The organism is Sphingobacterium anhuiense, from assembly GCF_042686355.1.
Lineage (GTDB): Bacteria > Bacteroidota > Bacteroidia > Sphingobacteriales > Sphingobacteriaceae > Sphingobacterium > Sphingobacterium anhuiense.
Map to the genome: position 1 here is coordinate 1 of NZ_JBHUPE010000010.1, position 14,924 is coordinate 14,924.

General features: G+C 36.1%; 14 protein-coding genes. 3 read left to right on the forward strand and 11 right to left on the reverse strand.

Features of this window, described 5'->3' with window-relative positions; all coding sequences use genetic code 11:
* Positions 1 to 74: 74 nt before the first annotated feature.
* The 8 genes from gcvP to rpmB form a co-directional block, all read right to left on the reverse strand.
* Positions 75 to 2,948 carry an aminomethyl-transferring glycine dehydrogenase gene (gcvP, locus tag ACFS6I_RS19485; RefSeq protein ID WP_315400177.1) on the reverse strand — a complete coding sequence of 958 codons (2,874 nt, stop codon included), beginning with the start codon at positions 2,946 to 2,948 and terminating at the stop codon, positions 75 to 77.
* A gap of 365 nt (positions 2,949 to 3,313) precedes the next feature.
* Positions 3,314 to 6,496: a TonB-dependent receptor gene (locus tag ACFS6I_RS19490; RefSeq protein WP_380923142.1), complete on the reverse strand. Its 3,183-nt coding sequence runs from the start codon at positions 6,494 to 6,496 to the stop codon at positions 3,314 to 3,316.
* Between the two features lie 110 nt (positions 6,497 to 6,606).
* Entirely contained in the window at positions 6,607 to 8,196 is a 1,590-nt protein-coding gene (bshC, locus tag ACFS6I_RS19495) for a bacillithiol biosynthesis cysteine-adding enzyme BshC (RefSeq protein ID WP_380923144.1), read from the reverse strand.
* Positions 8,197 to 8,318: 122 nt separating this feature from the next.
* Positions 8,319 to 9,653: a 30S ribosomal protein S12 methylthiotransferase RimO gene (gene rimO / locus ACFS6I_RS19500; RefSeq protein ID WP_021189157.1), complete on the reverse strand. Its 1,335-nt coding sequence runs from the start codon at positions 9,651 to 9,653 to the stop codon at positions 8,319 to 8,321.
* Between the two features lie 14 nt (positions 9,654 to 9,667).
* On the reverse strand, positions 9,668 to 10,630 hold the full coding sequence (ftsY, locus tag ACFS6I_RS19505; RefSeq protein ID WP_021189158.1) for a signal recognition particle-docking protein FtsY: 963 nt from the start codon (positions 10,628 to 10,630) through the stop codon (positions 9,668 to 9,670).
* A gap of 170 nt (positions 10,631 to 10,800) precedes the next feature.
* Entirely contained in the window at positions 10,801 to 10,968 is a 168-nt protein-coding gene (locus tag ACFS6I_RS19510; protein WP_021189159.1) for a DUF4295 domain-containing protein, read from the reverse strand.
* Positions 10,969 to 11,015: 47 nt separating this feature from the next.
* Positions 11,016 to 11,198 (reverse strand): 50S ribosomal protein L33, encoded by a 183-nt coding sequence (gene rpmG, locus ACFS6I_RS19515; RefSeq protein ID WP_002998409.1) that lies wholly within the window; start codon positions 11,196 to 11,198, stop codon positions 11,016 to 11,018.
* A gap of 81 nt (positions 11,199 to 11,279) precedes the next feature.
* Positions 11,280 to 11,513, reverse strand: coding sequence for a 50S ribosomal protein L28 (rpmB, locus tag ACFS6I_RS19520; RefSeq protein ID WP_021189160.1), 234 nt, complete (start codon positions 11,511 to 11,513; stop codon positions 11,280 to 11,282).
* 443 nt (positions 11,514 to 11,956) lie between these two features.
* Here rpmB and recO point away from each other — a divergent pair, with 443 nt between their 5' ends.
* On the forward strand, positions 11,957 to 12,679 hold the full coding sequence (gene recO / locus ACFS6I_RS19525; RefSeq protein ID WP_021189162.1) for a DNA repair protein RecO: 723 nt from the start codon (positions 11,957 to 11,959) through the stop codon (positions 12,677 to 12,679).
* A 33-nt stretch (positions 12,680 to 12,712) separates the two neighbouring features.
* Here the strand turns inward: recO and ACFS6I_RS19530 are convergent, their stop codons facing one another.
* From ACFS6I_RS19530 to ACFS6I_RS19540, 3 genes are all read right to left on the reverse strand, one after another.
* A complete protein-coding gene (locus tag ACFS6I_RS19530) occupies positions 12,713 to 12,961 on the reverse strand; it encodes a hypothetical protein (protein ID WP_132771720.1) in 249 nt (82 codons plus the stop codon).
* Positions 12,958 to 13,272 (reverse strand): DUF2752 domain-containing protein, encoded by a 315-nt coding sequence (locus ACFS6I_RS19535; protein WP_380923148.1) that lies wholly within the window; start codon positions 13,270 to 13,272, stop codon positions 12,958 to 12,960. The genes ACFS6I_RS19530 and ACFS6I_RS19535 overlap by 4 nt, the downstream gene beginning before the upstream one ends.
* Positions 13,273 to 13,348: 76 nt before the next feature.
* A complete protein-coding gene (locus ACFS6I_RS19540; RefSeq protein ID WP_038695072.1) occupies positions 13,349 to 13,540 on the reverse strand; it encodes a cold-shock protein in 192 nt (63 codons plus the stop codon).
* Positions 13,541 to 13,701: 161 nt separating this feature from the next.
* Here ACFS6I_RS19540 and ACFS6I_RS19545 point away from each other — a divergent pair, with 161 nt between their 5' ends.
* Both ACFS6I_RS19545 and ACFS6I_RS19550 read left to right on the forward strand, forming a co-directional pair.
* On the forward strand, positions 13,702 to 14,406 hold the full coding sequence (locus ACFS6I_RS19545) for an SIMPL domain-containing protein (RefSeq protein WP_380923150.1): 705 nt from the start codon (positions 13,702 to 13,704) through the stop codon (positions 14,404 to 14,406).
* The gene (locus tag ACFS6I_RS19550; protein ID WP_021189167.1) at positions 14,406 to 14,891 is read left to right on the forward strand and encodes a DUF4112 domain-containing protein; all 486 of its coding nucleotides are present in this window, start codon (positions 14,406 to 14,408) and stop codon (positions 14,889 to 14,891) included. The genes ACFS6I_RS19545 and ACFS6I_RS19550 overlap by 1 nt, the downstream gene beginning before the upstream one ends.
* The last annotated feature ends 33 nt before the right edge of the window (positions 14,892 to 14,924 follow it).

Consider the following 14,924-nt stretch of genomic DNA (forward strand, 5'->3'; position numbering starts at 1 on the left):
AATAGTCAAGTAAGGATAATTATCGTTAAATTTATATGTCAACCTATTCTAGGACGCTACAATTATATTTTTGATTAAGCTTCTGCGTACTCTTCAATAGAAGGACATGAGCAAATTAATGTTCTATCTCCTTGTGAATCGTTTACACGACCAACAGAAGGCCAGAACTTACGATCTTTTAAATAAGCTAAAGGATACGCAGCTGTTTGGCGAGAATAAGATCTAGTCCATTCGTCAGCAGTTACAACAGATGCAGTATGAGGCGCATTTTTCAATACGTTATCAGCCTGATCTACATCACCCGCTTCAACCGCAGCAACTTCTTGACGGATAGCGATCAAAGCATCACAGAAACGATCTAATTCAGCTTTAGACTCAGACTCAGTAGGCTCAACCATCAAAGTACCCGCCACAGGGAAAGAAACTGTTGGAGCATGGAAACTATAATCCATCAAACGTTTTGCGATGTCAGCAACTTCAACACCCACATTTTTATATGCACGGCAATCTAAGATCATCTCGTGTGCACAACGTCCATTTACGCCAGAATATAATACTGGGTAGTGGTTTTCCAAACGAGCTTTAATATAATTTGCATTTAAAATTGCAGTTTTTGTAGCGTTCGTTAATCCATCTCCACCCATCATTGCGATATAAGCATGCGAGATAATTAAGATAGAAGCAGAACCAAATGGAGCCGCAGATACTGCAGTGATACCCTCTTCACCAGAAACTTCAACCACTTCGTGATTAGGTAAGAAAGGTACTAAGTGTGCTGCAACACCGATTGGACCCATACCAGGACCACCACCACCGTGAGGGATACAGAACGTTTTATGTAAGTTCAGGTGACAAACGTCAGCACCGATACGACCAGGGCTTGTTAAACCAACTTGCGCATTCATATTCGCTCCATCCATATAAACCTGTCCACCATTTGCATGGATAATTTCACAGATTTCAATAATAGGTTCTTCAAATACCCCATGCGTAGATGGGTAAGTCACCATAAATGAATTTAAGTTCGCGGCATGCTCTGCTGCTTTTACTTTTAAATCCTCAACATCAATGTTACCACGATCATCACATTTAACAACCACAACTTTCAATCCAGCCATAGAAGCGGAAGCAGGGTTTGTACCGTGAGCGGAAGCAGGAATTAAACAGATGTTACGGTTATGATCTCCACGACTTTCATGGTAAGCACGAATAACCATTAAACCGGCATACTCTCCTTGAGCACCAGAGTTTGGTTGGAAACTCATCTTAGCAAAACCTGTAATTTCAGATAACCAATCATTCAATTCACCGATCAACTGCATATAACCAGAAGTTTGATCTGCAGGAGCGAATGGATGTAAACCGCCGAAGTTAGCCCATGTAACTGGAGTCATTTCAGCAGTAGCATTCAATTTCATTGTACATGATCCCAATGGAATCATAGAATGACATAATGATAAATCTTTTGCTTCCAAAGATTTGATGTAACGTAACATCTCACTCTCTGAGTGGTAGCTATTGAAAACTGGGTGTGTTAAGTAATCAGAAGTACGAACCAAATCAGCAGGAAGAGCTGATGTTAAAGATGCTTCGATAGATTCGAAATCAACATCAGCCAAATTTTTAGCTTTTACTTTAGCAAATACTTTTACAATCGTTAAAATGTCTTCGTAAGTCGTTGACTCATCAATAGAGATACCTACAACAGAACCAACATAATTGAAGTTCATTTCGTTGTTTAAAGCCTCAGATTTTAATCCAGCAACTTCACCACCTAATTCAAAACGAACAGTATCAAAGTAGTTTTTGTTCAATTGCGTATAACCCAACTGTTGAACAGCTTGGTCTAACAATTGAGCCAAATCGTGAATACGGCTAGCAATATTCTTGATTCCTTGAGGACCATGATATACGGCATAGAATGACGCCATAATTGCTAATAAAGCCTGTGCTGTACAGATATTAGATGATGCTTTATCACGACGGATATGCTGCTCACGAGTCTGTAATGCCATACGCAATGCGTAATTGCCATTAGAATCTGTCGTAACACCGATAATACGGCCTGGAATATTACGCTTAAAAGCGTCTTTAGTTGCGAAAAAAGCGGCGTGAGGACCACCGAAACCCATTGGTACACCGAAACGTTGTGAATTACCAACAACAACATCAGCACCCCATTCTCCCGGAGGAGTTAATAACGTTAAACTCATTAAGTCTGCAGCGGCACAAACAGTAATGTTTTTGGCATGCGCAGCAGCAGTAAAAGCTTTATAATCTATAATTGAACCATCTGCAGCAGGATATTGAACAAATGCAGCGAATACATCATCCGTTAAACTGTCTTCAGAAATAGCTTCAATACGAAGTTCAATTCCAAAAGATAATGCACGAGTTCTTAATACATCGATCGTTTGTGGATAAGCATTTTCAGAAACCAAGAAAACATTAGCCGCTTTGTTTTTACGAGCCGAATAAAGCATAAACATACCTTCAGCCGCAGCAGTAGCTTCATCTAATAAAGACGCATTCGCGATCTCTAATCCTGTTAAATCACAAATAACCGTTTGAAAATTTAACAACGCCTGAAGACGACCTTGTGCAATCTCTGCCTGGTAAGGTGTATACTGTGTATACCATCCTGGATTCTCAAAGACGTTTCTTTGAATAACACCTGGTAAAATCACATCAAAATAACCTTGTCCGATATAAGACTTGAAAACTTTATTTTTTTCTGCAATTTGTTTTACCCTTTTCAAATAAGCGACTTCGCTTAAAGCAGCAGGCAATTGTAAAGCTTGTTTTGCACGAATCTGTGCAGGAACAGTTTGCTCAATAAGTTGGTCAAGCGAGTCAACGCCTAAAAATTCCAACATTTCTCTCGTTTCAACCGATCTTGGTCCGTTGTGACGATCTTCAAATTTTTCTTGAAAATGTATGTTACTCATGTGTGCAAAAAATTAGTGCCTTTCGCTAGATTCTTACCTTTTTTGGTTTTATTAAAAATAATAGCAAAACAGCTGCTTTTTGGATGTGCAAAGATACATTTTTTCAAGTCCTAAAAAAAGCAGATTATGTCTGTAAAAATAATTATTAGAATACCCATACAAAACAATCGTTTGCGATCTCATCTGCACACAAAATTTAAGCTCAATTTCATCATATAGAACAAGATTCTATGTTACCCGACATAAATCCTAATAACAAGTGATCGTTATGCACGATGTCAGTTCGCTTATCACCCTTACCAAAATAAAATCATAAAAAAAGGGCCTTTTCTCATTTTGAAAAGACCCTCTTATAAGTTGAAATATTAGAAAGAGTAACGTAAACCTAATTGAAATTGATATGGATTTCCAGAAGGGTTTACAACCCCTGTATTGTTAAGATTATAATTAAACTGTTGCTTCGCCGGATCAAATGCAGGTAAAGCAGGATTCCCGTTCGCAGCTTTAACACCCAAAGAATACAACGCTTGATTTCCTAAAGATTCATTGATTCCCCAAGTTTTCTTAAATAAATTGGCAACGTTAAACAAGTCCGCAGATACTTCCAAGGCATGAGATTTATATAGGTTAAACTTCTTTGCAATACGTAAATCAATTAGACCATAAAAACCATTAATTCCACCGTTTCGTTGAGCCATTGTTCCTTCATATTTTTTAATGTAATCCTTTAAACTCTGGCTAGCATTCGGGTTATTCAATAATGCCTGTAAACCATCAACCAGATTCGTCGGAGTCTTCGTGTTATTAGGATCAAAAATATACGCTAAATCATTATCACCTGCAACAAAATCGCCATTGATATTACCCCCAGCAAGCAAACTATAACGTGTTCCACCGATACCTGAATAACGTACGCCTACACTGACGCCATAAAAAGTAGGCAATGTTCCATAAATAACCACCTTATTACGGAATTGATTGTTCGAGTACGTCATATTGCTCAAATCTCTCGGATCATCTTTCACGGCCAAAGATAGTGTCGCAGTATTTGCCACATTACCATTGTAAGATGTGTTATCTTTTGCATCGTTCCATGTATAGCTTACAGAGATAGAACCATCCTTATAGTATTGGTAACTTGCGTCTAAAACCACTGCAAACTGATTCACCTTACCCTCCGAATTTAACTCCAGAACACGACCAAATTTATTAGATATACGTCCCTGCTTCCAGTCCGATTCTCCATTTACAATAGCCGATACCGGCACAAAAACTCCCCGGTTATCTTCATTCGCTAATCTAAAGAATGGATCCTTCACCATATTACGATCCACATACATATAATTATTACGGCCGAGGTTCATGTAGGCCGAAATTCCTGCTTTCAATTTTTCAGTAAAGAAATGCGTGTAAGAAGCATTTGCTTTATAAACTACGGGTATTTTAGCATCAGGTCCATAGGTATTAATAGTTGGGACTTGAAATTGTGCTAAAGTGGGAGTAGAAGAAGGATCTTTACGGTATTGTACAAAATCCGGGGTAGGTACATCATTTCCACGGACATCAACAGTAGCAAAGTGCTTACCGTCAAATGTTAGGTTATTGATCGTCATGTAATTGTTGATGTCCGATGCGAATATACCCGCTCCGATTCGGAAGAAATCCTTATGTCCTTCATTCACATCCCATGTCATCTGAAAACGCGGTTGTATCACAATAGACTTTAGTTTATGATCTGTACGTACACCAACCTCTTTCAATAGTTCTTCATTTAAAGGTGATGTAGGATAATGACCGTAATCAAAACGTAAACCTGCAACCAAATCTAAACCTGCCGCCAACTTGGATTGCATCTGTCCATACAATCCAGCATTGAAGATCTTGCCAACGACCGTAGGATCCGAAACTAACGGCACCTCTCTATAAAAGTTATAAGCTTTCTTGTCTTGAAAATTTTGTAGTGCCGTTCTAGTATCACTGGCTCCAAAATGAAAACGGCCATTTACCTCACTTCCGTAAACAGAACTAGCATGCGTATACATCAGATCAACACCGAATGTATAATTGATCTTATCCGTGTTATAATATAAATTATTGACTAACTGGAAGACATTGTTTTTAAAAGATTCCTGTGCAAAACGATGTCCCCCTAACTGAACGGTGGTTTTGAGATCATTATTTCCAACTTTAGAAACAATATTCTCCACAATCGCTCTTGGAATATTCTGGCTAGGCAACTGATCACCAGGACTACTGTTCTGATACGTATATAAGTGTTGTAATTTCAGTTCATTAGTAATATTTGACGAAACAGATGTTCTTAGCGTAGCCAGAAAACTATTATCAATATTCTTGTCATTACCATAAGATTCATATAGCGTAATCGGTTTATTATCCTGTAGACCCAGTTTATTGATATCGCTAGTAAAGTTATTACGGATCGTTAACAAATTACTATTGTTAATCTGCCAATCAATCCGACCAAATACCGCGTCTGAATTTCTTTTCTTATCAAAAGAGCCAAACTGACGATCATTACTCAATCCATATTTTTCACGTCCGATATCAACAAATGCATTTAAATTATCTTGGGTGATTTTAAATCGCTCCTCATCAAGAGTCGAAGTAATATCTGCAATTATTAAAGGTCGTGCATCCTTTTGATGATCCCAAGCAACAAAATAATGTAATTTATCTTTTATGATAGGCCCACCTAATGTAAAGCCATACTGATAAGTCGAAAAATCATTGGTCCGTTTTTTACCGTCAATCGTGTAGGGGCTGGACAACCAATCAGCTCGAGAATAAATCCAGGCGCTACCCTGTGTTTTATTGGTTCCCTGCTTCGTAACAGCACTAACTGTACCGCCGCCAGCTCTACCATAAGTGACATCATATTGATTGGTCACCACCTTAAACTCACGAACTGCCTCTATAGAAATCGAAAATGGTGCGCCACTTCTGCTTGTTGTCGAGCCTGCAGATGTCGGATTCTTTGCATTCATACCATCTATCGTAAAGTTTGTGGAGGAGCCCAGTTGACCACCGATATTATCACCTTTACTTAAGGGGGAAAGATCCATTAATGACGTGAAATTCCGCCCGTTAACCGGTAGCTTCGCGATATCTTTTGCCGTAACCGAGGTCGCTGCACCCAAATTTTCAATTTGATTTTTTAATGTGTTTGTGCCTTTAATCTCGACTGTCTCCAGAACATTTGAAGAATTTTGAATGGGAATATTAACTCGGATAAGATCTCCCTGATTTAAATTATATCCGGTCCGAACCTGTTCACCATATCCAACATAGGAAACTTTCAATATATAAGGACCGCCCAATGGCAGCTCTTTAAAATTATAATCGCCATTTGCATTGGTAGATGTTTTTGTGGTGAAGCCTGTCGATTCATTTCGAACCTCTACAGAAGCGCCTTGAACACCTTTAGCGTGCTCGTCTGTAATCTTTCCAGCAAAACCAGCCTGAGTTGTCTGCGCATACAAACCAGTACCAATGACAGTTAAACATGTTGTGAGTAGAAATTCTTTCATCTAGTATTTTGTTACATTGTTATGCAACAAATCTAACCACCCCCTGTTAACTAGAACTGAACTGTGTGTTATCAAATTATAAATGAAAAAAGTCAGCTTTGAGCTGACTTTTAATAGAGTATCGTAAACTTAAAATCCAATGGATTAAAATGCTTATAAAGTTCATCGAATAAAGTATCTCCATATTTAACATAGAGAAGACCAAAATTCTCAGACCGTTCCTGCAATCCACCACCGGGAAACAGACGTTCTTTGATATGGTCGATATTAGACAATGCATCTTTATGATTCCGCTTTTCGGCACGCATTAATTTCTTTTCCAGATTATTAATAGCTTTTTTTAACCGTGCTTTAATCGCTTCCGTACTTGGTGATAAACTAGGATCTATCTTGTGCGTACGAAGCTTTATTTTTCCGAATATGGCATTTAACTCCATCCATTCATCATTTAGATTTAAACGATGTTTCGTTTGCCGACGCACAAATTCCTTCTTTAGAATTTCACTATCCCGGAATATACTTTTAAAAGTAAGATCCTGTCTAAAAATCTTAGACACCACATTATCTTCAGTAATCATGGCAGAATTACGTGGTATTAAAATTGGAAAATCAATTCCATATTGATCAAAATTTGCTTTTAGCTGCATCCAATAAACCATTTCTGCCCCACCACCAATATAAGCTAAATTAGGTAAGATGATTTCCTGGTACATAGGACGCATAACCACATTCGGACTGAATCTTTCTGGGTATGTATCTATTTCCTTTTCAAGCTCCGCTTTTGTAAAGTAAATATCCTGATGTAAAACCTCATAACGACCATCAGCATTTAAAACAATACGTTCGCGAAATTCATCTGTCAGATAGAAAAAATTGATTTCACGAGCATGCACCTGTGTGGCAAAACCGGCTTTTTCCAAAGACTCAGATGTCTCTTCTATTGCTTTAAAGCTTTTTTCAGTTAAAATATCTTCTGTTATGATCGGTTTAAAAACGGTTTTTAGCGCTTTGTCATCAGCATCAATAATAAGCAGGCCAAATTTCTTAAACAATTCATGTACAAGATAGCGGGTAGCATCGGCTAAATTATCATGCTTGAGATAAGCATTCTCAACAATACAGGCAAGTTTACAAGAATGCTCAGAAAGCCCTAAAACACCGGTATACTGCTTCACCGCCTGAACAATAGAATCCGTATCCATTCTTCCTGTAGCTGAAACAGCGGGAGTATCCCAAACGATTTTTTTACCTGACAATTTCGTGTGGTTTATTTCCGCAAAATCATGATCTTCCGTAGCCATCCAATAAACAGGAACAAATTCTTTCTCTGGAAACTTGACTTTAAGATCATCTGCTAAACGAATAGCTGTTATGATTTTAAAGATAAAATATAATGGACCAGTAAAAATATTGAGTTGATGTCCCGTTGTAATGGTATATGCGTTACCAGCAAGTAATTTATCAATGTTTGCTGCAACGTGAGGAGCGGATTCTAGTAAATCCCCATATTGTGCTTTTAATCGATCAACTAAAAGCGTACGCGAAAGAAAAGGTTTTTTTTCATTAATTTGCTTTTCAAAACCAGCGAAAGTTGGCCAATTCCCGATAAAGGGAACTAAAGCTTCATCCTGATTTAAATAAGCAATAAGTGTCTTAGAAAAGCTGTTGGTTTCGCTGTAGTCTATATAAGTTGCTTTCATTCGTGATTACATTTGCACTAAAAACAGAGTAATATACATAATTGCTATACAAAATAAGCAATTAATATTTTCTCTGCGCACAAATGTAGTGTTTACGAATAAAAGCAACGATTGGATCGCTATTATTTGACAATAGATCCATATAAATCAAAGTCTTCAGCGCGGTCCACTTTAACATTTACAAAATCACCGATTCGGGCATAGTTTGTTTTTGCATCAAGTATAACCTCATTATCAACTTCTGGAGAGTCATATTCTGTTCTGCCAATAAAGTAATCGCCGTCCACACGGTCAATTAATACTTTATAGGTATTTCCTATTTTATCTTGATTGATCTCAAAAGAAATTCCTTGTTGTACTTCCATGATCGCTTCTACACGCTCCTGTTTTACTTCTTCAGGGACATTATCTTCCAATGAATGCGCATGTGTTTTCTCTTCATGCGAATAAGTAAAACATCCTAAGCGGTCAAAACGTGTTTCCTCAACCCATTCCAACATCTCTTGAAAATCTTGCTCAGTTTCATCAGGATAACCACAGATTAACGTTGTACGCAAAGCAATATTAGGAACTTTATCACGGATTTTATTAACCAAATCAATCTGTTTTTGCTTACTTGTACCGCGACGCATTGAAGTCAACATACGATCAGAAATATGTTGCAAGGGCATATCTAAGTAATTACAGATATTTGAACGTTCATTCATGGCATCAAGAATATCCATTGGGAATCCAGAAGGATAAGCATATTGCAAACGGATCCAATCGATACCATCAACATCAGATAAATGACGCATCAAGTCAGAAAGGTTACGCTTTCCATAAATATCTAATCCGTAATAGGTTAAATCTTGTGCGATCAATATCAATTCTTTCGTTCCATTAGAAGCTAAGAATTTTGCTTCTTTTACTAAATCATCAATTGATTTCGAAACATGCTTACCACGCATTAACGGAATCGCACAGAATGAACATGGACGGTTGCAACCTTCCGCGATCTTAAAATAAGAATAGTGTGAAGGCGTGGTCAACATACGTTCACCTAACAGTTCGTGACGATAATCTGCACCGATAGATTTTAATAAATCAGGCAAATCATTTGTTCCAAAATAACCATCTACGTTCGTAATTTCAGATTGCAGTTCTGGTTTATAGCGCTCAGAAAGACAGCCTGTGACAATGACCTTATTGATCTTACCCTCATCTTTCAACTCTGAAAACTGTAAGATCGTATCAATAGACTCCTGTTTGGCATTATCGATAAAACCACAGGTATTGATAACAACAATATCGTTCTCCTGAATATTAGTAGCCTCGTGTACAACTTCTATTTGATTACCTTTTAATTGTCCCATCAATACTTCACTATCGTGAATATTTTTAGAACAACCCAATGTAACCACATTCACACGGGGTTTTGACTTTGGCTCTACAGCCTTACTATATTTTGTTTTCATATAATGGATGTGGATTACTTGAACAGCGAATCCACAAACTCTTTTTTGTTGAATAACTGTAAATCGCCGATTTTCTCACCGACACCAATATATTTTACAGGTATTTTAAATTGATCAGATATACCGATAACTACCCCACCCTTTGCGGTACCATCCAGTTTAGTCAATGCTAAGGCATTTACATCAGTTGCTTGTGTAAATTGAGTACATTGTTCTATGGCATTTTGTCCTGTAGAGGCATCAAGAACCAATAGAATTTCATGTGGAGCACCAGGAATAACCTTTTGCATGACATTTTTTATTTTCCCCAACTCATTCATCAAGCCAACCTTGTTATGAAGACGACCTGCTGTATCAATAATACAGACATCATCACCGTTAGATAAGGCCGATTGGACTGCATCATAAGCAACAGAAGCAGGGTCAGATCCCATCGCCTGTGCAACAACACGAACACCTACACGTTCACCCCAAAGCTTGATTTGTTCTACGGCAGCAGCACGAAAAGTATCGGCAGCACCCAAAACAACTTTATTGCCAGCTGCTTTCAACTGATGTGCCAGTTTTCCAATTGTTGTTGTTTTTCCAACTCCGTTTACACCGACCACCATGATAACATATGGTTTGTGATTACCGTACTCAAAGTTTTCAAAATCAGAACTGTTGTTTTCCGCTAATAATTCCTGAATCTCTTCCTTCAATAACGTATTTAACTCTGAGGTTGAAACATATTTATCACGTGCAACACGCGCCTGAATACGGTCAACAATTTTCAGCGTTGTTGTCACACCCACATCCGAGGTCACCAATATTTCTTCCAAATTATCTAAAACATCATCATCGATAGTTGATTTACCAACAACTGCTTTTGTAATTTTAGAAAAGAAACCCTCTTTAGTCTTTTCCAAACTTTTATCTAAAGCTTCTTGGGCTTCAGGAGTTTCTTGTTTCTTCTTGAAAAAATCGAATAATCCCATTGATATATGTTCCGCTTATGAATTCATTATTATTTATCTTCCGACCAGTATAAAATACCGATTGCCAAAGATAGATATTTGAAACCAACAAAAAAAGCCCTTTCGGTGTATACCAAAACGGCTATTTTTTTGAATTCTTTTTAAAGAAAAACTTTAAAAAAGGAAAATTACTAGTTATTTTTTGCAGCCTCTGCTAAAGTATCTTTTACTTTATCATTGTGAATCATCGCCTCTTTGAAAGTATAAGCTCCCGTTTTAGTCGATTTTGTAGTAATAATAACCTTTGTATATTCTTTACCGCCACCTTTTTGTAACGATGCAACAGATTTCTTTGCCATGGTATTAATATTTTAACTTAGTGCTTACACAGCAACTAAGATGTGAATTACTTAATTTCTTTGTGAACAGTAACTTTTCTCAATACTGGGTTGAATTTTTTCAATTCTAAACGCTCAGTTGTATTTTTCTTGTTCTTAGTAGTGATGTAACGAGACATTCCCGGAAGACCACTTTCTTTGTGTTCAGTACATTCTAAGATAACTTGTACTCTATTTCCTTTTTTAGCCATTGTTTTACTTTATTTTGAATCCTATAAAATGCTAGGATTGAAATTCATGAATGATATTTTATGCAACAGGCGAAAAATCAATTAAATTGATCCTTTTTTTATGAACTTACCGATAGCATTAGTGATACCGATTTTGTTGATAGTTTTAATCGCCGAAGTCGAAACTTTTAATGTAATCCAACGATCTTCTTCTGGAATGAAGAAACGTTTTGTTTGCAAATTTGGGTAAAATTTACGTTTTGTTTTAGCGTTAGAATTAGATACATTATATCCATTCATTGCTGTTTTGCCTGTTAAATCACAAATTCTTGACATGATATTATGTTATTTTGTTGTCTTAATTTAAATATATCTTTTCGCAAAGAGTGTGCAAATATCTATATTTATTTTGTTAAATGCAACAATTTTAAGGATTTATTTTTAAAAAAATAAATATCCAGGCCTTGGTAAAGGCAAAAATAATGTATTTAATTATATTATATTTGCTTAAACATAGAAAATAGTTTTCAACAATTCACACTTGTAAACATCATGAATAAATATTTACGCAGAGGACTATTAGAAATTATACTTGCTGTTATACTCATCCTGGTCAGTTATTATCTAATGAAATTACAAAATAATTGGTATAAACCGATTATGATTTTAGGGGTAATTTCTTTTGGAGTCGGGTTTCTTCGTATTATTTATCGCCTGATACGCAAGATTGATAGAAATGCATTGATAGAAATGCGAAAAGAGAAAAAAGATAAATAAATATGCTTCATAAAACTAGAGGTATTGTATTAAAAACCACCAATTATTCTGAAAGTAGCGTCGTATCTCAAATTTATACGGAACACTTTGGCTTGCAATCATACCTTGTAAATGGCGCCCGCAAACCTAAAGCTAAAATTAGATCGGGGTTCTTACAGGCCTTACATCCTTTAGATATGGTTGTAACCTTTAAAGATAACAATTCCCTGCATCGCATAAATGAAGCACGGCAGGTACCTCCTTTAAAAAGTATACCTTACGATATTGTCAAAAGCTCATTAGCAATATTTCTCAATGAAGTGCTCTATAAAATCTTAAGGGAGCAATCTGGAGATCCATTTCTATTCGAATATTTGTATCAAGCGATACTATGGCTTGATAACTCTGAAACAAATCTTGCAAATTTTCATTTGGTATTTCTTATTAACTTAAGTCGTTTTCTGGGTTTTTACCCTGTTGAAGCTTCGAAAAACTATCCCTATTTCAATTTGGAATCTGCCACTTTCTCCAATCAGCTTCCCGAACATCCCTATGTATTACAGGAACCTCACACCACGCTTTTTAGAAAATTGATGGCAACAGAATTCAACTCCTCAGAAGATATCAAAATGAGTACTAAAGACCGTCAGATACTCTTAGAAAAAATAATCGACTACTACAGACTACATCTCACGAATTTCAGAGAAATAAAATCGCTCTATATCTTAGAAGAAATCTTTCATTAAAGGGCTGTTTGAACAATCTTAAATGTGTATCTCTTAAAAAATACCGCCACCAACAGCCAAACGAAACCCACCAAGTACAATTGCAATGACACATAAAATAATGCCAGTCTTTGGCTGGTTATTTGGTTGCACATTGACATCATTGTAAGCAATCAAACTAACGATCAAACCTACTACAGCAAAAGGAATATTAAGCCAGTTTAACCAACCTAAACAAGGGATAAATGCCACTAACATCCCGATTAAGGATAGAATACCCAATAGTAATCCTGCTATTCTCATAGTTTCTTATGGTTTATAATTTTTTCACTTATAAAGATAATAGAATTTACGATAATCAATGAAAACAAAATTATGCTTCCACGATTAAACTGATAGGCCAGTGAGAAATCTCCTTCTTTAATTTTTAAAAATGCCCGTGTCATACCACATAGCATACATTCCGTCCCTTTTAGCTTTGATGGACAAATCGGCGCAGCTACAAGCAATAAAGAACTATCTAAAACAAACAGTACTACTAAAAAAAGAAGCATACAAATGGAAATTAGATTCCATACAATATAAAAAGGCTCCCGAAACTCATTAAATTTCATAATTAGAGGTGTATAAAAAAGCCCGATTTCGTTCTGAAATCGGGCTTTTCTACAATAAATATATCTTAAAATCTGATTAGATAACTTTTACATTTACCGCATTAAGACCTTTACGACCTTGTTCTACTTCGTAAGAAACGTTGTCATTTTCACGAATTTTGTCTACTAAACCAGAAACGTGAACGAAGATTTCGCTCTCGCCTGAATTTGGAATGATGAAACCGAAACCTTTGGTTTCATTAAAGAATTTTACTACTCCTTCTTGCATTGTTTTATTGTATTAAATTTCTTAAAGATATTTAAAAAAAATTAAAATCCTTTATCTTTTTAATTTTTTTTCCATTAAACTACTTGGCTCAAACTGCGTCTACATCAATAGAAACAAACAATGGTTCGATTTTTGAAAACAAGTATTAAAATAAAAAAAGTATGAAAAATTTATTGTTAGGAATAATGCTATTTGCATCTGTACACACTTTACAAGCACAACAAATGACAAATAAAGATATGGTAACAACCATCGGAAGAGCGGAAGAAGAAGTAACACCCGATATTATTTATATAAACGTTACTTTAAAGGAATTTTATCAAGACGGAAACACCAAGAAAAAGGTTTCAATCGAAACTCTTGAAAAGCAATTATTTCAAGCGGCAACAAATGTAGGGGTTGAAAAAAAGGATTTTACAATTCAAAATATCTACAGTACGAACTATGCTACAAAGAAGAAAAAAGAAACTGAAATCTTACTTTCTCGTCAATACCGTATTAAAGTAACGCAATTGAATAAATTAAATGATTTGTTCGACGGTGTTGATGCTGCCGGAATACAGAATACAGCAATCAGCGAACTTGATTATTCAAAAAAGAAAGAACTTGAAAAAACATTAAAAGTTAAAGCGATTAAAGATGCGATGGAAAATGCGAAAATTTTAGCTGAAGCTGCTGGTCAAAAAGTTGGAAAAGCAATTCTATTGTCTGAAAGTCCACAAATGATTTATTTCAATTCACCACGTGCCATGGCTTCTTTCAAATCAAGTAACATGGAAGCTGCAGATGTAGCCGATGATCTGGACTTGGATATTAAACCGATCAAAATTATAAGTGAGGTAAATGCATCCTTTGAAATATTATAATGAAAAGAGATTTATCTTTAGCTGACAAAGAAAAAAGAAGAGATCATGATTTCGGTTGGGTTGAAAGACTCTCCTGGCTGATGGATAATAATTTCCAGATAGCTGGATTCCGCTTTGGTCTTGATCCACTTCTTAATTTTGTTCCTTTTGCAGGAACAATTGCCAGCTTTGGAACGTCATTCGTTTTGGTAATGGTCATGTGGAGAAATGGAGCGAGCTCTAAATTAGTCGTCAAAATGCTGATTAATATTTCAATTGATGCAATTTTAGGAGCAATTCCACTTTTTGGAAATGTATTTGATTTCTTTAACAAGGCAAATACCAAGAATATCAAATTGATGAAAGAGCATTACTACGAAAACAAACATCAGGGTTCTGCGATTTGGTTACTACTGGGTATTCTATCGATCATTGTCCTCTTTTTTGTCGGCACCATCTATCTTTTATGGATTGCCGGAGAATGGGTTTGGCAATTACTTTTTTAACCGAATGTATATAAAATCATAAAATAGCGTTTA